This window comes from Rhodococcoides fascians A44A (genome assembly GCF_000760735.1).
Classification (GTDB): domain Bacteria; phylum Actinomycetota; class Actinomycetes; order Mycobacteriales; family Mycobacteriaceae; genus Rhodococcoides; species Rhodococcoides fascians_E.
In genome coordinates, this window is the sequence record NZ_JMEX01000008.1 from 2,474,320 (window position 1) to 2,499,739 (window position 25,420).

At 65.9% G+C, this 25,420-nt stretch carries 17 protein-coding genes; 7 read left to right on the top strand and 10 right to left on the bottom strand.

Going from position 1 to position 25,420, the window contains the following annotated elements; genetic code table 11:
- Positions 1-130: 130 nt before the first annotated feature.
- Positions 131-1,603 carry a hypothetical protein gene (locus BH95_RS23900; RefSeq protein ID WP_037184604.1) on the top strand — a complete coding sequence of 491 codons (1,473 nt, stop codon included), beginning with the start codon at positions 131-133 and terminating at the stop codon, positions 1,601-1,603.
- A 109-nt stretch (positions 1,604-1,712) separates the two neighbouring features.
- Positions 1,713-3,422, top strand: coding sequence for an Hsp70 family protein (locus BH95_RS23905; RefSeq protein WP_037184606.1), 1,710 nt, complete (start codon positions 1,713-1,715; stop codon positions 3,420-3,422).
- 1 nt (position 3,423) lies between these two features.
- Here the strand turns inward: BH95_RS23905 and BH95_RS23910 are convergent, their stop codons facing one another.
- Complete coding sequence (locus tag BH95_RS23910; RefSeq protein WP_027498627.1) at positions 3,424-3,945, bottom strand: Lrp/AsnC family transcriptional regulator; 522 nt, start codon at positions 3,943-3,945, stop codon at positions 3,424-3,426.
- Between the two features lie 100 nt (positions 3,946-4,045).
- On the opposite strand from BH95_RS23910, the gene ald reads away from it, so the two are divergent.
- On the top strand, positions 4,046-5,128 hold the full coding sequence (gene ald, locus BH95_RS23915; RefSeq protein WP_037184608.1) for an alanine dehydrogenase: 1,083 nt from the start codon (positions 4,046-4,048) through the stop codon (positions 5,126-5,128).
- A gap of 3 nt (positions 5,129-5,131) precedes the next feature.
- Here ald and BH95_RS23920 read toward each other — a convergent pair whose 3' ends face one another.
- Positions 5,132-6,415, bottom strand: coding sequence for a YibE/F family protein (locus BH95_RS23920; protein WP_033189133.1), 1,284 nt, complete (start codon positions 6,413-6,415; stop codon positions 5,132-5,134).
- Positions 6,416-6,708: 293 nt separating this feature from the next.
- Positions 6,709-7,959 (bottom strand): pyridoxal phosphate-dependent aminotransferase, encoded by a 1,251-nt coding sequence (locus BH95_RS23925; protein WP_019663841.1) that lies wholly within the window; start codon positions 7,957-7,959, stop codon positions 6,709-6,711.
- 75 nt (positions 7,960-8,034) lie between these two features.
- Here BH95_RS23925 and BH95_RS23930 point away from each other — a divergent pair, with 75 nt between their 5' ends.
- The gene (locus tag BH95_RS23930; RefSeq protein WP_019663840.1) at positions 8,035-8,742 is read left to right on the top strand and encodes an SOS response-associated peptidase; all 708 of its coding nucleotides are present in this window, start codon (positions 8,035-8,037) and stop codon (positions 8,740-8,742) included.
- Here BH95_RS23930 and BH95_RS23935 read toward each other — a convergent pair.
- Positions 8,739-8,966, bottom strand: coding sequence for a DUF3263 domain-containing protein (locus BH95_RS23935; protein WP_033189134.1), 228 nt, complete (start codon positions 8,964-8,966; stop codon positions 8,739-8,741). The two genes, BH95_RS23930 and BH95_RS23935, sit on opposite strands and share 4 nt — an antisense overlap.
- A gap of 113 nt (positions 8,967-9,079) precedes the next feature.
- Here BH95_RS23935 and BH95_RS23940 point away from each other — a divergent pair, with 113 nt between their 5' ends.
- Positions 9,080-10,990, top strand: a complete 1,911-nt coding sequence (locus BH95_RS23940; RefSeq protein WP_037184610.1) for a prolyl oligopeptidase family serine peptidase — start codon at positions 9,080-9,082, stop codon at positions 10,988-10,990.
- A 99-nt stretch (positions 10,991-11,089) separates the two neighbouring features.
- Here the strand turns inward: BH95_RS23940 and BH95_RS23945 are convergent, their stop codons facing one another.
- Both BH95_RS23945 and BH95_RS23950 read right to left on the bottom strand, forming a co-directional pair.
- Positions 11,090-12,028 (bottom strand): hypothetical protein, encoded by a 939-nt coding sequence (locus tag BH95_RS23945; RefSeq protein WP_037184612.1) that lies wholly within the window; start codon positions 12,026-12,028, stop codon positions 11,090-11,092.
- Positions 12,029-12,240: 212 nt separating this feature from the next.
- The gene (locus BH95_RS23950; protein ID WP_037184614.1) at positions 12,241-15,732 is read right to left on the bottom strand and encodes a (Fe-S)-binding protein; all 3,492 of its coding nucleotides are present in this window, start codon (positions 15,730-15,732) and stop codon (positions 12,241-12,243) included.
- Between the two features lie 538 nt (positions 15,733-16,270).
- Here BH95_RS23950 and BH95_RS23955 point away from each other — a divergent pair.
- Together BH95_RS23955 and BH95_RS23960 are read left to right on the top strand one after the other, a co-directional pair.
- Positions 16,271-16,954 (top strand): hypothetical protein, encoded by a 684-nt coding sequence (locus BH95_RS23955; RefSeq protein ID WP_037184616.1) that lies wholly within the window; start codon positions 16,271-16,273, stop codon positions 16,952-16,954.
- A gap of 388 nt (positions 16,955-17,342) precedes the next feature.
- Positions 17,343-18,395: a GNAT family N-acetyltransferase gene (locus BH95_RS23960; protein ID WP_157773153.1), complete on the top strand. Its 1,053-nt coding sequence runs from the start codon at positions 17,343-17,345 to the stop codon at positions 18,393-18,395.
- A gap of 240 nt (positions 18,396-18,635) precedes the next feature.
- Here the strand turns inward: BH95_RS23960 and BH95_RS23965 are convergent, their stop codons facing one another.
- The 4 genes from BH95_RS23965 to BH95_RS23980 all read right to left on the bottom strand — a co-directional run bounded on the left by BH95_RS23965 (position 18,636) and on the right by BH95_RS23980 (position 25,174).
- Positions 18,636-19,961: a S1 family peptidase gene (locus tag BH95_RS23965; protein ID WP_244165118.1), complete on the bottom strand. Its 1,326-nt coding sequence runs from the start codon at positions 19,959-19,961 to the stop codon at positions 18,636-18,638.
- 103 nt (positions 19,962-20,064) lie between these two features.
- Complete coding sequence (locus BH95_RS23970; RefSeq protein ID WP_244165119.1) at positions 20,065-21,159, bottom strand: hypothetical protein; 1,095 nt, start codon at positions 21,157-21,159, stop codon at positions 20,065-20,067.
- Between the two features lie 99 nt (positions 21,160-21,258).
- Positions 21,259-23,373, bottom strand: a complete 2,115-nt coding sequence (locus BH95_RS23975) for a LuxR C-terminal-related transcriptional regulator (protein WP_037184620.1) — start codon at positions 23,371-23,373, stop codon at positions 21,259-21,261.
- A gap of 4 nt (positions 23,374-23,377) precedes the next feature.
- Positions 23,378-25,174, bottom strand: a complete 1,797-nt coding sequence (locus BH95_RS23980; protein ID WP_244165120.1) for an Hsp70 family protein — start codon at positions 25,172-25,174, stop codon at positions 23,378-23,380.
- Between the last annotated feature and the right edge of the window lie 246 nt (positions 25,175-25,420).

A 25,420-nucleotide genomic window follows, 5' to 3' on the forward strand; every position in this document is an offset into this window, starting at 1 on the left:
CAGCCGGGAACCCGCCCGTGCTGTGGTGTATGTCGCATCTGCCGGAGTTCGATCGACGGCTGCGACCGCGTGCGCAAAGTACAGTGGTCATGGGGTCGGGACCACAGAAATTCGAAGGAAACACGTACCGATGGGTGGAGTCTGCGGCGTGGCCGTGGAGTCCGATGCCGTCCGCATCTCTTATTTCCGAGACGGACAACGCATCGAGGACTCGATAGATGCCGAGGGAGCCAAGTGGCTCCTGAACGGCAAACTGGCCGACTGCGGACCATTCGACGACGTCGTTCTCACCGGTCGTGACTCGGATGCAGTCGAAACGCTGTTGGCCTCCATCGACGCGGGGAACACCTCGACGATCCGGATGGTCGACGAGTCCGCAGCCCTGCTCGCCTACGCACGGTCCGTCGATCAGCTCGCGAACGCGCGTGCGCTCCTGGTTCTCGATCTGGGTCGGTACGGCACCTCGGCGTTCACGCTCGACGTCGCCGCAGGTCGAGTCACTCGGACTTCGCGACGTGCCGCGTTCTCCGGCGAGGTACTCGACGACGTCGTCGAACGTCTCGTCATGGCCAAGGGCATCCTGCCGCCTGCCCACGGAGCGGACGCCGAACAGGAATACCGCGCGTTCTTCCGTGAGCTCAAGGAACTGATCACCGCGTCGGCCGGTGTGCGCGCGCCCGGGAACGGCCCCATGCTCCTCACCCGCGAGGAGTTCGAGGAAGCAATCACGTCCTCGCTTCTCCAGACTCTCGCGTGGGCGTCGCCCGAAGATCCCGACGCGATCCTGCTCGTCGGCGGCCAGGCACAGATTCCTCTGGTCGGAGCCCTCGTCGAGCAAGAGTGGGATTGCCCGCTCGTCGTCCCGGCGTCGCCCGCATCGGTGTTCGTCGAGGGAGCTGCGCTCGAAGCTCTCCCGATCGCGCCGGAAGTGGGTCTCGACGACGTCCTCGAAGAGCAGTACCCCGGGCTGTTCGAGGAATCCGACAGTGACCGGAACGACGACGACCGGAACGACGCCGACCGGAACGACGACGACCGGAACGACGCCGACCGGAACGACGACGGCACGGATGTACTGGAAGTCCGGACACTCGACGACACGGAAGCAGCCACGACGCCTCTTCGTATCGTCGCGCCCGGCCCGGCAGCGCCTGTCCGCGAGCGAGAAGACGCCTCTCGCCCTGGACACGGCACGACGGCCGACACCGACGAATCCTCGACGCAGGCCGCCGCCCCGAAACCCCGTCGGCGTCTGCGGTGGTCCGTTCGAGACGCGGCCGGGATGGCGGCCGTCGCGGCGGTCGTGGTGCTGGTGTGGGCAGTCGTCTTCGTTCGTGGAGACACGCCCCCGCCGCCGGGAATCGGAATCGATCCCGTCGACAGCCCGACGAGCCAGGTCTCCGTCGCCGAAGGAATTCCGACCGTGGTTGCTCCCGATCCTGAGTTGCCCGAACCCGGGGTGCCCGATCCCGAACTGCCCGGCGCTCTCCCGGGCGACACGGGGATCGTCGACCAGAACGAAACCGTCGACCCGGAGTCGGGGCGGGAGCAGTATGCCGAAGTCGGTTTCGGCTCCGGTACCGGACTCGACGTCGGAAACTGACCGCTCGGCTCCTCGGGCCAGAGCCGCATCGGCTCCGTGCACCCGGTAGCGTGGCGCTTCGAGGACGATCCCTTCTCGTCCGACCGTGCATTTCGAAACGAGGCAGTCGATGACCGTGTTGTTGGGGGTGTCCATGGGCGCCCATGCCGTCCGTATGGCCCTGCCACGGAACGGCACAGCTCTCCTGCCGCCCCGCGTTCTCGTAGCTCCGCAGCAACTCTTCTTCCGTAACCAGGTGATCGACACCGTCGACGACGACGTCGAATACCTCGCCGCCGAGTCCATCAGCGCTGTCGCAGCCGAGTCCGAGCCGTCGATGTCCACCGGCGTTGCCTACCGCGACGAGCACCAGGCCGACACGCTGGTGCGGGCTCTCGACAACCAGCACCTGCACAACTACCGCCTGGTGCACGAGGTGGAAGCCGTCGTCGAGTATCTGGTCGCCAGCGGTGAGGCGGCCGGGTACTCCACCGTCGCGCTCTACGACCTCGGAAGCTCGGGATTGAACGTCAGCGTCGTCGATCTCGACGCTCGCCGTGTCATCACGACCCGTCGCACCACCGAGTTCAGCGGCGACCGCTTCGACGAGATCCTGCGCGACAATCAACTGCAGCGGCTCCACAAGCCCCTCGACGCACCGGACATCGATCTGTTCACCAGGCGCTGCCGCGTCGCCAAGGAACGACTGTCCGGCAACGACGCCGTGTGCCTCCCGGACGAGAGCGGAATGATCCTGCTCTCCCGGGACAGTTACGAGACCTTGATCACCGACGAGGTCGACCGGTCCATCGAGTTCGCACGCGACGTGCTCATCGCCGCGCACGTACCCATCGACGCCGTGGTTCTCGTCGGCGGCGGCTCGCGCATCCCGCTCGTCCGGAAGAGGGTAGGGCCGTCGCTCGACCTTCCGGCGTTGACCCCCAACGAGCCGGAATCGGTCGCCGCCCGCGGCGCAGCGCTCTCGGCCAGGCCTGCGGAGGGTGGTGCAGTGGCGCAGGGCACGGCCCCGGCACGCTCCAGCGCCCCGAACGGTCGCCCGGTGCCCGCGCATCCTGCAGCGTTCGCGGCACCCGTCGCGCCGCGCCCCACCGATGCGACACCGACGATCTCGATCTCACGTGACGACCTTCCCGCCGACCTGCCGCCTCTGGTGAGCGCATCGGCTCTGTCCGCTGCCGCGGCTCCAGGCCGTGTGGCGCCTCCGTCGTCGGTGCCGCCCCCTGTACCTCCTGCCGAAGCGGCACCGCCCACGGGACCGGAGCCGGAAGAGCCCTCGCGTCCGGGGTCCGAGCGTCCCGTGTCCGAGCAGCCTGTGTCTCATTTCGCGTTGAAGAACGTCTACTGGCTCGATGCCGCTTACGAGGACGACGACGGTGAGGACGAGTCCGAGCGCACTCGTCGTCGCGTTCGGTCCTGGTCCGTCGTCGGGGTCGCCGCGGCCGCGGTGATCGCGGTATCCGGGTTTCTGCTGACCCGGCCGAGCAGCGAGCCGGCAGTGGTCGACACTGCAGTGACCCAGGCGCCTGCGCCCAGTGTTGCTGCGACTACACCACCCTCGACGGTTCCGAGCACGCCCGTCGCGCCGGTCGCCCCACCGCCGCCGGTCACGACCACCACGGAAGCGCCCGCGCCGACCGAGGCCACCGTCGCTCCGCAGCCGCAGAACGTGGAAACTCAGGTGACGGAAACTCAGCAAGCGCCACCGCCTGCACCGACGCAGGAGGTTCCCGAACCTGCGCCCGCGCCGCCGCCGCTGATTCCAGGGTTGCCGGACTTCACGTTGCCGACGATTCCGCCGCTGTTCCCGCCTGCGCCCTAGCTCAACGGGACGGGCTGTTTCGCGGTCTGACGTGCTCGAAGATCAGAATCGTCTCCGTCGCGGCGACGGCCGGGTGTGCGCTGAGATTGTCGACGACGAAGTCGCGTAGCGCAGCGGTGTCCACGGTGGCGATCTGAACGAGGAAGTCGTCGGCGCCTGCGATGAAGTAGATGTTGAGCACCTCTTCCAACGCCGCGATCTGGCTTCCGAACTCGCTGATTCGCTTGCGCGCATCGGCCTGGAGGCGCACCGAGATCATCGCCTGGATGCCCTGCCCCAGTGCCTCGGGGTCGATCTCGGCGTGAAACCCGCGGATGACCCCGCGTTCGACGAGTGACCTGACTCGGCTGAGTGCTGTCGACGGGGCGATTCCTGCGGCCGCAGCCAGAGCGTTGTTGGGGATACGCGCGTCGCGGCGAAGTTCGTCGATCAGGATGTGGTCGATGTCGTCGAGCCGAACGTGCCGAACATCGTTCGACGGGCGACCCTTCGAGGGGCGTCCCGATGAATTTTCCGAAGACATGATGCGACTGTACAGAATTATGTTCACATCAGTTGTGGCTTGACCGCTGATAATTCAGAGTTGGCGTACCAGCTCAATCGATTCGGCTTAGGAGCACGTCATGAAAATCGGAATTCCACGCGAGATCAAGAACCACGAGTACCGGGTTGCCATCACCCCGGCCGGTGTTCACGAATTGGTCTCGCGCGGACACGAAGTCATCATCGAAACCGAAGCAGGTACCGGATCGTCGTTCAGCGACACCGACTTCAAAGCGGCGGGCGCTCAGATCTTCACCTCCGCGGATGCGGTCTGGGAAGCTGCGGATCTACTCCTGAAGGTCAAGGAGCCGATTGCCGAGGAGTATCACCGACTGCGCTCGGGCCAGGTGCTGTTCACGTACCTTCACCTCGCGGCATCGAAAGAGTGCACGGATGCACTGCTGGCGTCGGGAACCACGTCGATCGCCTACGAGACGGTCACCGCTCCGGACGGCACGCTGCCCTTGCTCGCGCCGATGAGCGAGGTCGCCGGTCGACTCGCGCCGCAGGCCGGGGCCTACCACATGATGGCCAGCGGAGGTGGGCGCGGAGTTCTGATGGGCGGTGTCCCCGGAGTGCGCCCCGCCAACGTTGTCGTGATCGGAGCCGGTGTGTCCGGCCGTAACGCGGTGGCCATCGCTCACGGCATGCACGCCGACGTCACTGTGCTGGATCTGAACGTCAAGGCGCTCAGGGCAATCGACGACCAGTACAAGGGCGCCGTCAAGACGGTGGTGTCCAACGCGCTCGAGCTCGAACACGCAGTTCTCGATGCGGACATGGTGATCGGCGCAGTGCTGGTTCCCGGCGCGAAGGCTCCGAAGCTCGTCTCCAACAGTCTGGTTCAGCGCATGAAGCCGGGCTCGGTTCTCGTCGACATCGCAATCGATCAGGGCGGCTGCTTCGCGGACTCGCGTCCCACGACGCATGCCGATCCGACGTACCGCGTTCACGAATCGGTGTTCTACTGCGTCGCGAACATGCCGGGCGCCGTGCCGCGCACCTCCACCTACGCGTTGACGAACGCGACTCTGCCGTACGTGATCTCACTGGCGGACAGGGGATGGGAAGCCGCAGTCGCCCAGGACTCCGGATTGAAGGCCGGGCTGAGCACGCACGCAGGCGAACTGCTGTCCGAGACCGTCGCCGCGGCGTTCGCCTGACACTCAGCGTGAATGGCGACCGGACTTCTTCGGTGCCGCCCGCTTCGGTCCGGCAACTCCGCCCGGTCGAGCGAGCAGTGCGGCTATGCCCGTCGTCAACGGAACGGACAGAGCAAGGGCTACGCCTCCGACCGACGATCGCACGATCTCGATCGCCACGGCGTCACCCGTCAGCACGTCCTGGATGGACCTGCCCGCCACGCTGAACAACAACAGCAACGGCAGCGCTCCACCCGCGTACGCGAGCACGAGGGTGTACACCGTGCTCGCGATGTGGTCGCGGCCGACGCGCATCGCCGACGAGAAGATCTGCCGTCGGGTGGCGGTGGCGTCGGCGGACGCGATCTCGAACGCAGCCGAGGCCTGCGTGATGGTGACGTCGTTCAGCACACCGAGCGATCCGATGATGAAGCCGGCGAGCAGCAGCCCGGTGATGCTCACCTGCTGGATGTAGGCCTGGACGTCGGTGTTCTGTTCTTCCGACAGACCCGTCAGATGAGTCATTCGGATCGCGACGTAGGACAACACCGCAGCGAGCGCCATCGAGGTCAATGTCCCGAGCAAGGCGGAGCTCGTGCGTAGGTTCACTCCGTGCGCCAGATACAGCACCGCGTACAGGATGATCGACCCCGCCACCAACGCAACGGGTATCGCCGGGGCGCCGTCGAGCAACGCAGGCAACATGAAGCCGACGAGAACGGCGAAGGCGATGATCAAACCGATCAACGCACGGAAGCCGCGCCACCTGGCCACGACGCAGATGACGACCGCGAAGACGGCGACGATGATCGACAGCGGCAATCCGCGAGCGAAATCGTTGAACGAATACTGCGTCGTTCCGTTCGGATCGGTCTGCCGGACCAGTCGCACGCTCTCACCGGTACGGATGTCGGGTTGGCCTGGACCGGGCACGATCTCGATGAGAGTTCGTGTCCCCGCGTTCGGCCCGGAATCGATGGTCACGATGCTGCGCTGGCATTCGTATCCGGCGCCGATCGGTGGCGTCGGATTACCGGTGAAGACGCGTCCGGCGGAACCGCTGCCGCAGGCGCCAATGTCCTGGGACACGACCGTCCCGGCTTCGGTGTTCACGGCCCCGCCGCCGGAGGTCTGGAAGGGAAGCGGGATCTCGACGCTCTGTTTGCTCGGCCAGAGAAGCACGGCTCCGGCAACGACAGCGAGACCGATGGCCAGCAGCAGGCCGATCACGATCCGGGCGGCGACGGGGCCGAGCGGAGCCGGCTCGTTGCTGTGACCGTGACCGTGTCCATGCCCGTGTGAATCCACGGTGCAAGGCTAGTGGGTGACGACGCGTCGGACCCAGCGCGACGCGGGGGTCGGGAGGTTTGGGAGCTCGGTGGCGGGGAGCAGGGGGGGCGTCCCCCGCCACCTTCCTGATCGCCCCGGGGGGGGTGGGGTACGACCAGTGCTCGGGCACACAAGGTGCCGACCGCCAATCTACAGAAACTTGGGTCCGTGTGTAGGGCAGCGGGGATGTTTTTTGTGTCACTTTTCAATCACTTTCCCTACTTTCCCGTCAGTTGACGCGGCGGGTCGAAGGGAAAAGCGAAACAACCGACCTACTGCTTGTACGACGCCAGGAAGTTTCCGAACCTCTCGATGGCAACGGACAAGTCGCGAGCCCACGGCAGCGTCACGATGCGGAGGTGGTCGTGCCCCGGCCAGTTGAAGCCGGTGCCCTGGACGACGAGGATCTTCTCCTGCAGCAACAGATCCTGTACGAGCTTCTCGTCGTCGTGGATCTCGTGCACCTCGGGGTCGAGACGCGGGAACGCATACAGTGCGCCGCGGGGCTTCACACACGAGACGCCGTCGATGGCGTTGAGTTTCTCCCACGCGACATCGCGCTGCTCGAGGAGGCGGCCACCGGGCAGGATCAGGTCCTCGATGCTCTGGTGTCCACCCAGTGCCACCTGAATCGCGTGCTGTGCAGGCACATTCGGGCACAGGCGAGTCGACGCCAGCAGGTCGATGCCCTCGATGAAGCCGGCTGCGTGTTCCTTCGGCCCGGTGATCGCGAGCCAACCGGAGCGGTAGCCCGCGACGCGATACGCCTTCGACAAGCCGTTGTAGGTCAGGCAGAGCAGGTCGGGAGCGAGGCTCGCCAACGAGATGTGCTCGGCATCGTCGTACAGGATCCGGTCGTAGATCTCGTCGGCCAGCAGCAGCAGCTGGTACTTACGGGCGAGGTCGACGATGCCCTGCAGAACTTCTCGCGAGTAGACCGCGCCCGTCGGGTTGTTGGGGTTGATCACCAGCAGTGCGACGGTCTTCGGGGTGATCTTCGATTCGATGTCCGCGAGGTCGGGGTTCCACCCGTTCTCCTCGTCGCACAGATAGTGCACGGCCTTGCCACCCGACAGCGTGGTCATTGCCGTCCACAGTGGGTAGTCCGGCGCCGGGATCAGCACCTCGTCACCGTCGTCGAGCAAAGCCTGCATCGTCATGGTGATGAGCTCGGAGACGCCGTTGCCCAGATAGATGTCGTCGACGTCGACCTCGGGGAAGCCCGGCTCGAGCTCGTACCGGGTGACGATGGCACGGCGAGCGGACAGGATGCCCTTCGATTCCGAGTAACCCTGGGCGTAGGGGAGGGCAGCGATCATGTCGCGAACGATCACGTCGGGCGCCTCGAAACCGAACGGCGCGGGGTTGCCGATGTTCAGCTTGAGGATGCGGTGCCCCTCCGCTTCCAGCCGCGCCGCGTGGGCGTGTACCGGCCCACGGATCTCGTACAGCACGTTCTGCAGCTTCGTGGACTGTTGCAGTGTGCGATGGCGCGTCTGGTGGATCGTCTGCGGATTGCTCACGCCCTTATCGTGCCAGGTGAAGTTCTCTCACCGCGAGCGGATTACTTGTCGGTAATCGGTGCGACAATCGACGGCATGTGTGGACGCTATGCCAGCACCCAGAGCGACAGTGATCTCCGCGCGGTGTTCGACATCGCAGAATCGGTGGGGGACGAGCTTCCCCCGTCCTACAACATCGCGCCGACGCAGACCGTTCGTACGGTGCTGGAACGCACCCCCAAGGACGAGCCGGAGTCCGACGCCGTGCGTCAGCTCCGGTCGGTGAGGTGGGGCCTGATTCCGTCGTGGTCCAAGGACGCCAAGATCGGCAGCCGGATGATCAACGCGCGATCGGAGACCATCACCGAGAAGCCGTCGTTCAAGAAGGCTGCGTCGAAGCGTCGGTGCATCGTCCCCGCCGACGGTTACTACGAGTGGGAGAAGCGCGACGGGGCGAAGGTTCCGTACTTCCTGCACGCAGAAGGTGTCCTGGCCATGGCGGGGCTGTACGAGCTGTGGCGTGATCCCACGAAGTCCGACGACGACGAGGATCGCTGGGTCTGGTCCGTCACCGTGCTGACGGCGCCTGCAGCCGATGCGCTGGGGCACATCCACGACCGTTCGCCGGTGGTCATCCCGGACGGCCTTCGCGACGACTGGCTCAGCCCGTCCATCACGAAACTGGAATCGGTGCAGGAGATGCTGGCCACCGTTCCCGAGCCTCGCCTGCTTCCCTACGAGGTGGGGACCGCCGTCAACAGTGTGCGCAACAACAGCCCCGAACTGCTGGATCCGGTCGCTTAACGAAGCCGCCGCGCGCAGACGGCCCGCATGCTCTCGCGGGTCTCGTCGTCGAGGGTCTTGCCTGCCGGTCCGTCGAGCAGGGCGCTGAGACGGGTGAAGTAGGACCGCGCGGGCAGGCCGAAGTGGACGTAGATGTCCTCGTCGCTGCCTCCGCCGTATCCGTACCAGGATCGGCCGAATGCCAGGATTGCGTCGTCGACGCTGTTCGATGTCGTGTTGCGCACGGTTCCCCCTTGGGTCGAGACTCCATTTTGTCCAGCACATTTGTCCGGGGGATGAACGGCGCGTAACGACCGCAGCTCGTACCTGGCTTGTCCGGTTGCCTACGCTGGTCCGCATGACTGCGACCTCGTTGCCCTTCGGTTCCTGGCCGTCCCCGATTTCCGCTGCGGATCTGTCCGCGAGCGGCCATCCGGTGGAGGGTGGGCGATTCGTCGGCGACGAGATCCGGTGGGCCGAGATGCGGCCGACGGAGGGCGGCAGGACGACGGTGTGCCGTCATCGGGACGGGCACGTCGAGACCGTGATACCGGAGCCGTACAACGCCCGCACCCGTGTTCACGAATACGGGGGCGGAGCCTGGACCACCGTGTCCGACGGGCGAATCGTGTTCTCCGAGTTCTCCGATCAGCGCGTCTACGTCACCAGGCCCGGCGATACTCCGGTTCCGCTGACGCCGGAGCCGGAGACTCCGTCGTCGGTGCGTTTCGGCGAATTGACGGTCGTCGGTGACGAGGTCGTCGCGGTCCGTGAGGTGCACGACGGTACGGCGGTCGCTCGCGACATCTGTGCGATTCGGCTCGACGGGACAGGTGTCCGCTCGCTGGTGTCCGGATCTCACTTCCTCGCGTTCCCTCGCTTGTCTCCCGACCGCAGCAAACTGGCCTGGATCGCGTGGGATCACCCTCGGATGCCCTGGGACGGAACGGAACTACGAGTCGCGGATCTGTCCACCGGTGAGATCACCGTGGTTCTCGGCGGCGACGAGGAATCCGTTCTGCAGCCCGAGTGGATCGACGAGGACACGCTCTACGTCATCAGCGACCGGACCGGGTGGTGGAACATCTACCGAACCGATCTGTCCGGCAACGTAACCGCACTGCACGAGGCCGAAGCAGATTTCGGAGCGCCGCTGTGGCAGCTCGGGGCGCGGTGGTACTCGGTGCTGGACGACGGAAAGCTGCTGACCGTCCGCACCTTCGGGACCGACACCCTCGCCGTACTGGACCCGGAGACGGGCACCTTGCAGGACATCGATCTGCCGGGACTCACATCGGTGACACTCGGGGCGCGCAACGGAACATCGTTCCTGCTCAAAGCCGGTGGTGCCCAAAGCCCGAGCGGATTGCGACTGCTGGACCTCGAATCCGGCGACACCACGCTGGTGCGTTCCGGACTCGAAACCGTGCCCGACGCCGACTACCTCCCGCACGGTGAGCCCGTCACGTTCCAGGGGCCCGAACGCGAAGTCCACGCTATCGCCTACGCACCTCGCAATCCGGAGTACACCGGGCTGGACGGCGAACTGCCGCCGTACGTGGCATTCGTTCACGGTGGCCCGACAGCGCACGTGGCACCTGCACTGAACCCGGTGTTCGCGTACTTCACCAGCCGGGGCATCGGCGTCGTCGACGTCAACTACGGCGGTTCGAGCGGATACGGCCGTGCATACCGGAACAGGCTGCGGGGCCAGTGGGGAATCGTCGACGTCGAGGACACCGTCGCCGCTGTCCGAGGCCTCGCCGACGCGGGCCTGGCCGATCCGGCGCGTCTGGCCATCGAGGGTGGCTCGGCCGGCGGCTGGACCGTCTTGGCGGCGCTGACGTCGTCGGATGTCTTCGCCTGTGGTGCATCGTATTACGGCGTCGCCGAGCTGGAGATGTTCGTCGCCGAGACTCACGATTTCGAGTCCCGCTACATCGACGGGCTGATCGGACCGCTCCCGGAGGCGCTGGACCTGTACCGCACGCGCGCACCGGTCAACAACGTCGACGGCTTGTCGTGCCCGGTTCTGTTGCTGCAGGGCCTGGCGGATCCGATCGTTCCACCGTCGCAAGCCGAACGATTCCGGGATGCTTTGGTGAAGAAGGGAATTCCCCACGCCTACCTGGCGTACGAGGGCGAATCGCACGGATTCCGCAAACTCGAGACACAGGTGAACGCACGAGAGTCCGAACTGTCCTTCTACGGTCAGGTGCTCGGCTTCACGCCTCCCGGCATTCCTGAACTGGAGCTGTGGCGACCGTGAGCGGTGCTGGTCGGTTCGGGAGCCAGCACCCTTTTTGTGGGGTCCGCACACGTGCTCGGACCTGATTCGGCGTGTCAGGTCAGCAAAAAAGGTGCTAGCTCAGGCGAACAGCAGAGTGGGGCGCGGGGAATTTCCGGCACGTTCGGCAGCCGCACGGATCAACCGGTCGATGTGCTCCGGCCGGTCGAGATCGGCCCAGGTCAGCCGGACCACCTGCGCTCCGCCTGAACGGATCCGATCCTCGCGGACCTTCTCCTTCCATGCGACGTCGGCCGGTGTTTCGCCCGTGGGGACCAGCCGACCGTACTTGACGAACCCGTCGAACTCGATCACGGTGAAAATGCCGTCCAGGTAGAAGTCGACGCGGGCAAAGGCACCGTTGCCGTCGGACACTCGAACCTGAAGCCTCGGGGTGTAGCCGAGCTGGTGCAGCACCACCCGGCAACGAGATTCGCCGACGCTCTCGGACTTCCCGGTCATGAACTCGGCCACCCGACGAGCCTGTCGATTGTTCGGATGGTGGGCGCACGCGTCGAGCGCCGCAGCAACCTCCTTGGGCATCAAATTCTTCGTTCGCGCAGCGAGATCGGCGATGCACACGGCGTCCGCGAACGTCAGCGATCGCGCCACATCGGCAACGGTCCGAGGTAGTGCGGTCACCAGAACCCCGTCGACGACGGCCACGTCCGAAGTGGAGTACGGCGCCCCGTGCACGATGCGATAACCGTTGCGCCGGCCACCGCCGGTCCTGTTCCGCGTGATGTGCACGTACCGAAGATCCGACGCGTTCACATCGAGACCGTGGAAGACCGCAGCCGTCGTGTGGCTCAGTATCGCGTCGCCTGCAGTAGCGGCGTCGAGCACCGCCTCGGCGACGACGCGGTGCTTCTCGGCGGGGGTGAGCGCATCGAAGTCGCGTCTGCTGACGAACCTTCCAGGCCGAAGTCGTCGCCAGGCCCTCGTGCGGCAGAAACGCTGCAACTCAGCGTCGGACACCCCGCGAGTCAAGGCATCGGATCTGGAAACGATTCTCGTCATGACCGAATCGTGGCAACCGCTCCGGCACGGAACAAGAGCGGTTTCAGAAATGTGGACAACGCCTGGAGCTGTGGATAACTCGGGCCTTCGCGTGCACATTCGCGGAGTGTCGAGGGCGGAGCGTGCTATAGGGACCTGGCACCCCTACTGACGACTCCGCACGCCTGCTCTGAAGTGAACAGGCGTGCGGAGTCGGTAAAAAGGGTGTCAGGTTACTTCTTGCGTCCCGGAACCTTGGTGCCCGGACGGAACCCGAGTCCACCCGGCTTGGCCGGAGGCGGAGTCCTGGTCTCCCCGTTGGATTCCGCTGCGCCGTTGGAATCTGCTGCACCGTTGGACTGCGTGTCGCTGGTCGACGTCTCGGCAGGTTCCTGAGGTTCGCTGTCCTCGGGTTCTGCCGGGGCCTCTGCAGGCGATTCGGCTGGTGCAGGAGTCGCGGCCTTGCCCGGTGTCCGTGCGCCTGGCTTCTTGAAGCCCGACTTCACGGCCAGACCCTTGGGTGCGACCGTCGGCTTGGACTCCTCGACCGGTGCGGAACTGTCGACGTCCGTGCCCTGAGGCTCCGGTGCCGACGTCTCCGACGCAGGTGCTTGCGGTTCCGCAGGCGTTTCGGTCGCGGTGTCCGGGGCTGCAGCAGCCTTGCCTGGCGTTTTCGCGCCTGGCTTCTTGAAGCCCGATTTCACGGCCAGACCCTTGGGCTTGACCGTCGGCAACGACTCCGACGACGCAACAGGTGCCGTCGACTCGGACGCAGCCGATTCGGTAGCTTCCGCTGCCGGCTCGGACGGTGCTGTCGCCTCGGACGGTGTAGCAGGCTTGCCGGGTGCCTTGGCGCCGGGCTTCTTGAACCCCGACTTCACGGCGAGACCCTTGGGCTGGACGGTCGGCTTGGACTCCGCTGTTTCCGTTGCGGCTTCGGCCGTCGTGTCCGAAGCTTCAGGCTCCGCTGCGCTTTGGGGCTCCGCTGCGCTTTGGGGCTCTGCTGCCTCGGCGGGCTTGCCCGGTGCCTTTGCGCCCGGCTTCTTGAAGCCGGACTTGACCGCGAGACCCTTGGGCTTGACCGTCGGCGTCGACTCGGATGCTTCGGCAGGTGCCGCTGCATTGTCGTCCGTGTCTGCCGGTGCCGGTGCTGCTGCCTTCGATCCCGGTGCTTTGCCCTTGATCGCGAGGCCCTTGCCGCCCGGCTTTGCGCCTCCGGCAATACCGAGCCCCTTGGGCTTGGCCGGAGCATCGGCGCTCGACTGAGCTGCCTCGGTGGCGTCGGGCTTCGCGCCTCCTGGTGCTTTCGCTCCCGGAGCCTTCGCGAGACCCTTCATCTTCAAGCCGCCGGCCTTGGGAGCCGGAGCAGCAGGGGCGGACTTGGCCTCTGCAGGCTCTTCGACGGGTTCGATCCGCTCGGCTTCCTCGACCTCGGCGGCTTCCTCGGACTCCAGCTTCTCCTCTGGAGTGAGCTCACGCGGGATGACCTTGATGTTCTCGCTGAGAACGGACGACTCGACGCGAGTGATCGACTCGAGCATCAGCTGCGCGACGTCGACGACCTCGACACCCTCGTGAGCGCCGCCCTCCTGACGCGCGGTGACACCGTCGGTGAGCATGACGCGGCAGAACGGGCAACCGGTGGCGATCTTCTGTGCTGGTGCCCCGCTCCCACCCAAGGTCTCCAGCGCTTCGTCGACCCGGTCGATGTTGATGCGCTTGCCGATGTTCTCTTCCATCCACATGCGAGCACCACCGGCACCACAGCACATGGACCGCTCACCGTGACGCGGCATTTCCTTCAGGTTGGAGCCCGACGCGGCCATGAGCTCGCGGGGAGCGTCGTAGACCTTGTTGTGGCGACCCAGGTAGCACGGGTCGTGGTACGTGATGTCCTGGCTGACGGACGCCACCGGGATGAGCTTCTTCTGCCGCACGAGACGGTTGAGGAGCTGGGTGTGGTGCACCACCTCGTAGTCACCGCCGACCTGCGGGTACTCGTTGCCGAGCGCGTTGAAGCAGTGCGCACAGGTGACGACGATCTTGCGCTTCTTCTGCTCGACGCCCTCGAACACACTGTTGAGCGTCTCGATGTTCTGCATCGCGAGCTGCTGGAACAGGAACTCGTTGCCTGCGCGACGAGCGGAGTCGCCGGTGCAGGTCTCGTCCGCTCCGAGCACCATGAACTTCACGCCCGCCGTCGCCAGCAGTTCCGCTACGGCCTTGGTGGTCTTCTTCGCGCGGTCCTCGTAGGCACCTGCGCAGCCGACCCAGAAGAGGTACTCGTAGTCACGGAAGGAATCTGCATCCTGGCCGAACACCGGGATGTCGAATTCCATCTCGTTGATCCAGTTGAGACGGTCCTTGGAGTTCTGCCCCCAAGGGTTGCCCTTGTTCTCGAGGTTCTTGAACAGTCCTGCCAGCTCGGACGGGAACTCCGACTCGATCAGCACCTGGTAGCGACGCATGTCGATGATGTGGTCGACGTGCTCGATGTCCACGGGGCATTGTTCGACGCAGGCACCGCAGGTGGTGCAGCTCCAGAGAACCTCGGGATCGATGATGCCGCCCTCGACGGCGTCGGCGACGAGCTTGCGATCCGCCTCGTCGCGGGCAGACTGCGGGATCTTGTCCAACTTCGCCTGATCGGGGTTGCCGTCGGCGTCGACGAGACCGACCTCGTCACCGGCCATGTCTTTCTTACCGCCGGCGAGGAGGTACGGAGCCTTCTCGTTTCCGTGATCGCGAAGCGACATGATGAGCAGCTTCGGCGACAACGGCTTGCCGGTGTTCCAGGCGGGGCACTGCGACTGGCAGCGGCCGCACTCGGTGCACGTGGTGAAGTCGAGCCAGCCCTTCCACGTGAAGTCCTCGATCTTGCCCGCACCGAATGCGTCGACGTCGGGGTCGGCGTCCTCCATCACGAGGACCTTGCCGCCGGACATCATGGGCTTGGCGGCACCCAGTGCGACGCCGCCGTCGGCCTCACGCTTGAAGTAGATGTTGGGGAATGCGGTGAAGCGGTGCCACGCTACGCCCCAGTTGATGTTGCGGCCGACGATCAGGAGCCAGATCATGCCGGTCATCAACTTGACGAAGGCGAACACGGAGACCATTTCGGGACTTGCGGGCAGCAGCTTGGCGACCTGCATCGTGAAGAAGTCCGAGTAGGCGTTGGCGTGACCGTAGGTGGCGATCTTGCCGGCCTTGACGAGGATCATGCCGAGACCCTCGAGCAGAACGATGCCCTCGATGACGTACGCGACCTTCATGCGCGAGCCGCTGAAGCGTGACTGACGCTCGGGCTTGCGCGGATGGTTGAGCTGACGGATCACGATGAGGGTGACGATGCCGACGACGGTTCCGATGCCGAGCAGTTCGTCCCACAGATGCCAGGCGAACGTGTTGCCGAAGAGGGGCCAGTGGAACTCGGGGTTGAACGTCTGGCCGTACGCCTCGAACCAGAGCAGGAAGCCACCGAGGAAGCCGACCATGACGAGCCAGTGAGCCCATCCGACCGTTCTGAACTTCGTCATGCGCGTGTGCGCGATGAACTCGATCATCATCTGCTTGAAGCGCGGGATGAACGGGCGCAAGCGGGTTTTGTCCGGCTGGCCTTGTGCGATGGCGGCAACCATCTTCCAGATCCCTCGGAAGAAGTAGGCCCAACAGACAAGGCTGAGGAGGAAACCGACCGTGCCCAACGTGATCGTCAGGGCGTTCATGAAGCGGCCTTTCGTTCAGTGGTAGCGGGGCTGTGCTACCTCGGGTCAGCCCGATCAGCCTAAGAGTAGCGGCGCTACCCGTCGGTAACAAGTTTGTTGTTACCGGCTGGTAACTTAGGGGCGGCTTAGATGCGGCTGCTGGTGACCGCGGGTTTTCCCCTACCGGCCGACGGGCTGAACCGGTCAGTAGGGTGTGTTCTGTAGGTCACGTTATGCCTAGCCAAGCAAGGGTCCGCAGAGAAGGCAGCCCTAAGTGCCCCGTCGAGGTGCCCCGAAAATTGGGGGCACGGAGATTCGAATTGGCTGAATTGCCCTGTTTTCACTGGTCTCACCGATTTCGGGTCGACATCTTGTGACGGGTGATAACCAATGGGACTCGCATAGGCGCCAAGAGGATAACGTTCGGTCGGAGTTGTGAGATATGCTGCAGCGCGCACCGACTTACTCGCGGATTCAGTCTGGGGTGTATCTGCGTCTGACGGGCTACCTCTGTTCGGTACTGCCAGGCTCGATTGCATAGAAACGGAACAATCTCCACATGAAACTCAGCAAACTGGTCGTTACGGCAGCGTTCGTCGCTTCCGCAATCGGTCTTGCCAGCGGCACTGCCTATGCACAGCCGGCAACCGATGCCCCCGCACCCTCGGAAGAGGGCACCGCAGGCGAGAACATCGGCTTCGAATCCAACCTCGAGGACCGCACGATCGTCACGACGATCGACGCCGGAGTCTTCAAGGTCGCCGACGACGGCAAGACCGTCGACGTTCTCGACTCGACCGACAAGGTCGTCGTCACCCTGCCGCTGTCGTTCAACCTCGGTGGTCTGAACTTCCCGTACGAGCAGAACGTCGACAACGACGGCAAGACCCTGCGTCTCGTCCCGCAGTTGGACCTGACCAAGGCGTCGGCCAACTCCCGCAGCATCGGTGCAACGCCTGTTGCTTCGCCGGAGGAGAACCTCAAGGCGCAGCAGACGTTCTCGTCGCAGCTCGGCCTCGCTACTGCCATCGGTGGCTTCACCGGTACGGCAATCGGCTTCGGAATCGGTGCTATCGGCTTCCTTGCCGGCGGTTTGCCGGGACTGGCCACGGTCCCGACGTTCGCCACCATCGGTGGGATCATCGGCACCATCGTTGCGGGTGGGCCCACCCTCGTTGTAGCAGGCATCGACCTGATCAACACGCTGAACGCGCCTCCGGGAACCACCAAGTTCGCCAACTGAGCTTCCGCTCGAACGTAAAGAGCCCGTCACCTGTAATCAGGTGGCGGGCTCTTTCGTATGGACGAGCAATCAGACGAAGACTCCGGGCGAAGTCAGTTTGATCGCTTCGGCTGCGATGGTGAATGCGTAACCGAGGAGATCCAGGCCGACGCCGAGAATGCCGAGCATGAGGGGGCCTTTCGTTGAAGGGGCGAACGTCTATCGGTACTGGTGTACCGAATTTCCGGGTCGATCATACGATGCGAAGTCCCTCCGCGAGAGGTGCCGACGGCCGCGTCGGAGGCGCCGATCGGTGTCATGCGAACGGATGTAGTTTGTAGCTCTCTTTACGAACTCTTGGTACTTTGGAGGGGTGGAAACGGGCATCGCGACGGTTACGGTAGAAGTCTTGTCGAGTGCCGAGTCGATTCTCGACGACTGGGAGGATCTGGCGTCACGGGCAGGCACGGTGTTCTCGTCCCGACCGAGTTTCGTGCTCAACGTCGCCGGCGCGCTGCGGCTGAACGTCAGGTTCGTCGTCGTGCGTCGCGGTTGCCGCGTGGTTGCTCTGGCTCCCCTCGATACGGTCAGGCGTGGACCGTTCGTCCTGGCGAAGGTCGTCGGCAGCACGTTGGGGGTTCCCCTCGAGTTTCTGAGTGACGACGAGGAAGCCTCGGACGTCCTCCTCGGTGCCATCGCCGACCAGGGGTGGATGCTCACGGGTGACTCGATGATCGCGAACGACCCGACGGTGGTGCGACTGGGGCGGCACGGCGCATGGGACGCGGACGCACTCGTGCGCGAGAGGGTCCCGATCGTCGTGCTGCGGCCCGGCGACACGGCGTCGAGTATCCGCAGTGCCAAGTCGTTGAAGCGGCTCCGTCAGTATCGATCGAAGATCGAGCGGCAATCCGAGTATCGGGTCGAGCAGATCAGAGATGTCGCCCATCTCGACGCGCGCTGGAACGACATCGTCTCGCTCGCCGCCGATTCCGTCGAAGGGACCGACAAGGTCAACTACCTCGTGGCCCCGCACGGGGAGTTCGCGCGTGACTTTCTTCGGAGCGAAGCTCGGGCCGGCCGACTGTGCATTGCCGGGCTGGTCGTCGACGGACGATGGGTGGCGCACGAGATCGGCGTTCGCACGCATCGTCGGATGGAGGGGTGGCTCACCCACTACGACCCGTCGATCGGCAAGCTTCAGCCGGGACATCAGCTGATCGAGTGGTTCGCCGATGCGCACGACAGACTGGGCGTCGCCGAGCTGGATCAAGGCGTCGGAGTCAACAAGATCAAGAGCGTGTGGGCCAACGCGGGGTACGACGTACTACGGGTGACAGCAGTTCCGAGGGCCTGGTGGCTCTCTGGGTGCATGAAGTCGGCTCTCCGTACGCTTCCGTCGATCCTGGCTCGAACCCGCTCGACGCTGCACAGAGCGGCCGAGCGGGCCGAAGCTCGATGATCAGCGCGGCGGCGCCGGCAGGAAATCGATGGCGGTTTGCCACAGCGTCACGAGATACTGCGCGAGATCCAGCCAAATTCCGTTGAATGCAGACACTTTCCGCTCCCCCTGCTACGTAGACGTTGACCGAGGAAGCATACCTTCGGTTCGAAGAAAAGCCCTCGATAGAACCTGAAGTTTGTTCTTCGGACGAAAATGTCGCCGCACCTCGTAGGAGATGCGGCGACAGGTGTGCAGAGACTACGTGACCGGCGAGGTGCGCACGGTTGTTCCGGTTTCCGAGGCGACCTGGTCGATGGGGATGCCGAGGCTTGCTGTGCCGCCGTACTGCGCGAGAGCCAGGTTGGCTTCGGTGCAGTCCGGTGCGCCACCGCTGTTGGAGCCGCTGGTGATACCGAGTGCAAGGGTGCCGGTGACGATGGCGCCGCCGCTGTCGCCCGCGAGAGTGCATGCCGTGCTGGCGAATCCGCGGACAGCTCGGCTGCTGCCGTCTTCCATGTACAGCTGAGTCTCGACACGATCGGCAGCGACGATGCCGCAGGTGAACGACGACGACTGCCCCGACTTGCACACCGGTGCGCCCACCACGGGAGATGCGGTGCCGGTGATGGTGACGGTGCTGCCGTTGGCGCCGCGAACGGTGGGGCGGTCCAGCCCGGAGGCGACGCCCTTGTCGTTCAGGCCGATGACGGACCAGTCGAGACCGCTGGCCGACCCGAGGCTGGAACGGTCGAAGCTACCGATCTGGGTGCTGTCGGTGACGTTCGCCGGGTTCGGCAGGTACACCGGCGCACCCCCGGCGCCGGTGTCTGCGTTGGGATTGCAGTGTCCGGCACTGAGATTGACGGGATTGCCCGAGCCGTCGGTGGCGTTGAACCCGAACGAGCAGACACTGATGTCCGTCGGCGACGTGCTCTTGATGTCGGACTCGGTGGTGATGTACGTGTCGCCGCCCATCGGAGACGGGTCGACGGGCTTCGGCGCACCGGGGGACAGGATGACCTTCAAATTGGCAAGCAGCGTCGGCAGATTGAGCGCATTGCCGATCGGGCTGTTGACCACGTCGATGACGATCTGATTGTCGAGAATGTCGATCGACGTTCCGTTGACCTGGCTCGCGACCTCACGAGGCAGCGACCCGATCCACGTATTCAAATCGGACAACGACTTCTCGAGGCCGTCCGCGGACACCGGTGCCTTCGCGGTGTCGTAACCGTCCTTCGCCACGGCCTGAGCCGCAGCGTCGGACGTCACGGCGACGACAGCATTGCCGTCGGGCCCGATCCAGGCGCCTGCGAAATCGGACGGACGAGACGCACGGAAGTCGGACGCATACGTCGACAACTCCTGTGCACGTGCCGCGCGGTCGAGGTACTCCTGGGGAGAGATCTTCAGGTCGCGCACCACTGCGTCGGCCAGTTCGCGAGGAAGCTGATCGGCGGGGCTCTGCACCACGGAGTTGGCGTCACTCACCGGATCCGCTGAAGCGGGAGCCGCGAAGAGACCTATGGACAGAAACGCCGTCGAACAAAGCACTGCGGCGCGCAGTGCCCCCGTGTTACGCATGAAGTCCCTTCATCGGGTGCTGAGCATCAGCGACCCACCATAGGGCATGACGCCGACTATCACGGGAACCTGCAGGTCGGACGCCTGCCGACGCTGGTTTGAATCAGTTCCGTGGTGCTTCGCGCAAGGGCGTCGGGTCGTCGCTCGGTAGCTGCCCGGAGGGTCTTTCCTCATCGGTGTCCTCGGGATCGCCTTCGACGGGCTCGGTTTCCCCGTCGACCGGGTCGTCCGTTCCCAGCTCCGGCCCGGTTGGAGGTTCTTCCGTCGGAGACTCTTCGGTGCTGGTGGGAGGAGGTGTTTCGGCGACCGGGACGGTGCGTGGAAGTTCCGGGGTGGTGGTCTCGCTCGTCGGAGCGGGCTCGGTGGGGATGTATTCGACGCTCGGTGTGGGGATCTGCGGTACGTCGGACGCGATGGGTACGACTGTCGGGAAGGGGAGTGTGGCGCGCGGCGCGGGTGTGGTCGACGGCGATGCAGCGACCGGTGCGCTTTCGATCTCCGGCAGGGCCGGGGCCGACGAATCCTGCAACACCAGGGCGGTGACGGCTCCGCCGAGAGTCAGGACGCCGGCGAGCGCGACCGCGGCGAGCACCGGTGTTCGGGCCCAGAGGGGTCGAGTACTGCGCGCGACGACGATCCGTTCCGTCACTGCATCGACCGGATACTCCGACGCGATCGCTGCTGCGCCGCGTGCAGCGGCGACGCCCGAGTCCGAGCCGGCCCAGGTGGACTGACTCGACTCCGCCCAGGCCGTCAATGCTTCGGATTCTGCGACGAGTGCAACGTGGGCGAGGTCGTACCGGTTCATCGCCATGCGGACGGCCGAGACGCGCTCGGCTGTCCAGGTGGCAGGGAAGGTCGCGGCGGCGGCAACCGACGCCATGTCCGCACCGATGGACTGGGACACCTCGGCGAGGAGGCAGCGGAGAGTCATTGCGACGAGGTCGCCTGCCTCGTATCCGGAAGGAACCTCGTCTGCGACGTAGTCGGTGAACACGGCCGCATCGGGGTCGTCGGTTCCGCCGAGCGATGCGGATCCGTCGGCGTGGATGTAGAGGACAGTGTTGTGCAGGGACGCGATGTGCAGCGACGGGCTTGCGCCGTAGGGGTGCGAGACGGCAGCGATCGACCGCTGATCGTCGATGTACAGCCCGACGTCCGGAATCCCACCGTCCACCGGGTTGTCACCGTCTGCCACGTGCCGGTTCACCATCGCCTGCGCTTTCCTGGTCTGCTCCGAGCAGGCGCACGACGCACCGGCTCACTGACCTGGATGTCGCATTCGGGGGTCCCGAAGTTACAGATCGGCCGATCCGGCGCCGTACCCGAGTGCACGCAGCATGGACAGCAACTCGGACCGGGATCCGGCGCCCAGCCGACGCCGGATACGTGCCACGTGATGCTCGACGGTTTTCGCCGATATGTAGAGGCGCGCACCCGCCTCGCGGTAGGTGACGCCCAGGACCAGGAGTTCGGCCACTTCGGCTTCCCGCGCGCTGAGCGAACCTTTGGGCTCCGCGGTCTCGTCCGTCGTGGGTGCTGCGGTGGGCAACCTGAGGGAGCGAGCGGTCTGGAGCAGCGACGTCGCGACGCGGGTGTCCGCCACGCGCAACGCTGCCTCGCTGGCGAGTCGGGCACCGTCCCACGACAGTCCGAACCGGGTCAGCGATTGCGCGGCGGCTTCCACGTCGGCGACGTTCGGGTTTCCCTGCAGTACCCCGAGCCACGCGCGTCCGGCCCCGGCCAGCGCAGCGGCGTACCGGTTGGCCTCGGCGGCCTGGGCGAGTGCGCGGGCGTGCGGGACGAGATCGGCGGGATGCTCGGCCAGGATCGCGGCCTGGACGCCGTACCAGTGCAACGACGACGACCAAGTGTGGGGCTCGTGCAGGTCGGCGATCACCGCGTCGGCCTGCGCGGTGAGATGCGCGACGCGTTCCGGCTGTCCCACGCGGACGGCCGCCAGAAGCAGCTCCCCGACGGGGAGAAACGACAGAAGATCCACCGAGTACGACGCGACGACGTCCAAGGCCTCGTCCCATGCGGTCAGCAGCGCTCCGGTGTCACCGGATCGCCTGGCCAGGCCGACGCGAAGACCTGCTTCGAAGAGTCGGTTTCGGTTATGAGACAGCGGGATTCGAACCGAGTCGAGGTGCGCCTGCGCGTCGGCGGTGTCGCCCGCGAGCATCGACGTCCACGCGCGCAGTAGAACGAGCCTCGCCCGGTGCGGATGCGACGCAGGATAGGCGTCGATCGCCCGGCGGGCGGTGGCGTCGGCGCGTGCGAGATCACCGGTGTGCAGCGCGAAGAGTACGGCGACGGCCGCTGCGGAATCGGGACTCGCGCGACGAGTCGTGCCCGAAAACATGGCGGTCGCCTGCAGGAGTGTGCTTGTCGCGAGCGATGCTTCGGGCGTCGACGTCGCTCGGATGGACTGCCGGATGCCTTCGGCGAGGAGCGTCGCCCGAGCCCCGGCCGCAGTCGGTGGACCGGCGGCGTCGGACGCTGCGAGCGACTCGGCGGCCGCTGAATTACCGGCGACGAGGGCAGCTGCGATCGCCAGATCCGCGTCGACGCCCGTCCTCTGCGGCCCGAGCCAGGTGTAGAGCTGGGCAGCGCGGGTCAGCATTCCGCGCTCGGCCGCGACGGCCGCCGACACCCGCACGGCGACACGGAGGGCTGCGACGTCGATCGAATCGTGTTGCCCGAGTGCCGCGTCGGCCAGCTCCTCGGCCGTGTCCAGATCGCCGAGCAGGAAGCAGTTCTCGGCCTGCGCCGGTGCGACGCTCACAGGATCTGCTCCCGCGGTCACGGCACGCTCGTACAGACGCACCGCGTGTTCCGGAGTGGCCGCCGAGGCGGCAGCCGTCAGGTACGTCGCGAGCTCGGGGTGTCGGATCCCACTGTGTGACAGAGTCACTGCGGTATCGAGATCGAGAGTGTCGGTCTTGCAGCGGTATTCGAGCAATTCGGTCGCCGTCGACTGCATCCGTCGCGTCCCGACGACGGTCAGCAGCGCGCGATCCACCTCCGGCAGCGATTCCAGCGTCGACGACAACAAACCAGCGGCGACGGCGTCCTCCGTCGCCGACCCGGCATCGGCTCCGGTGCCGACCAGCTCGGTCACGACCTCCGGATCCGAGCCACCGCCGAAGTGCGCCAACAGAACAACCGTCTGCGCGGACTCCGACAGGGAGCGCAGGGCCTCGACCCGGTCCTCGAACACGGCGTCGGACACTGCCCGGGTGACCGCAACATCGGCCTCGGCCCGGGTGGCGGCGTCGAGTGCCACGTCGACCGACCTCGGGCAACCGCCGGTGAGCGTCGTGATCGCGGCGGCCAGCACCGCGGACACCGGACGGCCCCTCGACGCGGCCAGCGCCGCGACGTCGGACTTCGTCAGCGCAGCGTGCACGGAATCAGTTTTGTCCGGTCAGGCCACCGAGGACGCCGCCGAGACCGTCGACGGTCCCACCGACTACGCCGCCGACACCGTTGCCGAGGTCGCTGACAGCCCCGCCGACTCCGTTGCCCACGTCACCGAGAGTGGGGCCGTTGTAGGTGGGGCGCGACGGGAGTTGCGGGCTCGGGACATTCACGCTCGGCGCGGTCACGTCGGGAACCGTCACGACCGGTGCGGTGGGTGCTGTGACGGCCGGAGGGACGGTACCCCCGGCGACGGGTGCGGCGGGGTTCTGCGCGGCGTTCGGGTCGGCGACGACGGTGCCGTCGGGTGCGATGATCGTGCCCGGTGCGGGAACGAGGGTTCCGTCGGCTGCGACGGTCGGTGCGGGAAGGCCGTTCTGGGTGGTTGCGGCCGAGTCCATGCCCTGGCCGGTGTCGGCGACGACGGCGGCCGTCGTGCCGGGGGCAGTCGTACTCGTCGTTCCCGCGGTGTTCTCCGAGACGGTCTCGGCCGGCTTGTCGTCGGACGTCAATGCCGTGCCGACGGACAGGCCGCCGCCGGCGATGACGACGAGAGCGGCGACAGCGGCGACGACGATGCCTGCCTTCTTCCGGCCGGACATCCCGGCGGGCTCCGCCGATGCCGATGCCGGAGCCGACGTCGGGGCCGGGCGTGGGGCGGGGCGGGTGGCGTCGGCGAGCATCGATGCAGGGGGCGCGGGCGGTGCGTCGGCGACGACGGCTGCGGAGATCTCGGCTGCGATGATCGCGCCGCCGATGGCGGGGATGCGGCCGGGGTGCGGACCGGTGACGACCGGGACGCGCAGTTCCGACGAGATCAGCTCGGCGACAAGGGGAATGCTGGAGCTTCCGCCGGTCAGGAGGACCTGGGTGACGTCGCCGACGTCGAGGCCGGTGGTGTGCAGGGTCTCGCGGATCAGCTCGACGGAATCGAGGATGGGCCGTCGGATCAGATCTTCGAGTTCGTCTCGGACAAGCCGTGTTTCGCTGCGCAGGCCGGGGAGGTCGACGGTCAGCGTGGTCGCGGTCTCGTAGGACAGTCGCTCCTTCGCTTCGCTGCAGCGTGCGCGCAGTTCGACGAGGGCGCCGACGGTGTCCGGATCGAACGCGTCGAACTCGAAATCGCGACTGCTGGAGACGGTGTCGAGGACGTACTGGGTGACGATGTGGTCGAACTGCGAGCCACCGAAGTCCTGCGAGTGGACGCCGGTCCCGATGACACCTGCGTCGAGCCCGGTACGCATGAGCGTGATACCGAGCGAGGTGGCGCCGAGGTCGTAGATGACGGTCAGGCCCTCGCCCTGCTGCCCGCGTGAGCCTTCGAGCCAGCGCATCGCGGCGAAGGACTCGGGGACAAGGGTGGTGTCGGGGAGGCCGACACGATCGAGCGCTTCACGCAGCACATCCGAGGTGTAGCCGGTCCACCGGTCCGGGTGAGCGACGACGATCGTCGCATCGGAACCACCTGCGTGAGAAAGCTCGGAGACGAGGACGTGGGTGGCCGTCGCGAACAGGTCCTCGGCGGCGTAGGAATTGCCCTCTTCGTCGATCAGGGGGACGGGGTCTCCCACCCGGTCCGCGAACCCGGTGACGAGGTGTCGCTGCTGCCGGTCGGCGAGGGCCGCCAGATCGGGGGAGGAGTCGGGACGAAGATCGAGGGCGGTCCGACGCTCGACGGTCGGCATGGCCTCGTCGGTGGCGAAATCACGCGGTGCGTACGGGTCGTGAGACGCGTCGAGGGTGGCCACCGAGGTGACCGTTCCGATCCGAATACCGATCCCTGCGCTCATCATCATCTCCGACTTCGTAATAGGCAGCGACACCCGTCGACGCTGCTGGTGATGTCGACAGCATCGCATCTTTCGTTACGTCTCACAGCTGGTGGCGGGCCGATCGCGGGCAAATCCCCTAATGACCCGGAATCCCCTAATGCCGGAACCCTGGGTGGCGGCGATGGAGTAGGGGGTTCGTCCCCGTTGGGCGAACCGCCCCCGGGCCATAGCTTTGTGATCAACCACGAACGACCCCCCGGAACC

Coding starts and splice junctions, on each gene's coding strand:
- BH95_RS23955 (WP_037184616.1), top strand. CDS start 16,271: ATGAAACTCAGCAAACTGGTCGTTACGGCAGCGTTCGTCGCTTCCGCA.
- BH95_RS23910 (WP_027498627.1), bottom strand. CDS start 3,945: ATGTCTTCGGAAAATTCATCGGGACGCCCCTCGAAGGGTCGCCCGTCG.
- BH95_RS23980 (WP_244165120.1), bottom strand. CDS start 25,174: ATGAGCGCAGGGATCGGTATTCGGATCGGAACGGTCACCTCGGTGGCC.
- BH95_RS23900 (WP_037184604.1), top strand. CDS start 131: ATGGGTGGAGTCTGCGGCGTGGCCGTGGAGTCCGATGCCGTCCGCATC.
- BH95_RS23930 (WP_019663840.1), top strand. CDS start 8,035: ATGTGTGGACGCTATGCCAGCACCCAGAGCGACAGTGATCTCCGCGCG.
- BH95_RS23950 (WP_037184614.1), bottom strand. CDS start 15,732: ATGAACGCCCTGACGATCACGTTGGGCACGGTCGGTTTCCTCCTCAGC.
- BH95_RS23965 (WP_244165118.1), bottom strand. CDS start 19,961: ATGCGTAACACGGGGGCACTGCGCGCCGCAGTGCTTTGTTCGACGGCG.
- BH95_RS23945 (WP_037184612.1), bottom strand. CDS start 12,028: ATGACGAGAATCGTTTCCAGATCCGATGCCTTGACTCGCGGGGTGTCC.
- BH95_RS23905 (WP_037184606.1), top strand. CDS start 1,713: ATGACCGTGTTGTTGGGGGTGTCCATGGGCGCCCATGCCGTCCGTATG.
- BH95_RS23940 (WP_037184610.1), top strand. CDS start 9,080: ATGACTGCGACCTCGTTGCCCTTCGGTTCCTGGCCGTCCCCGATTTCC.
- ald (WP_037184608.1), top strand. CDS start 4,046: ATGAAAATCGGAATTCCACGCGAGATCAAGAACCACGAGTACCGGGTT.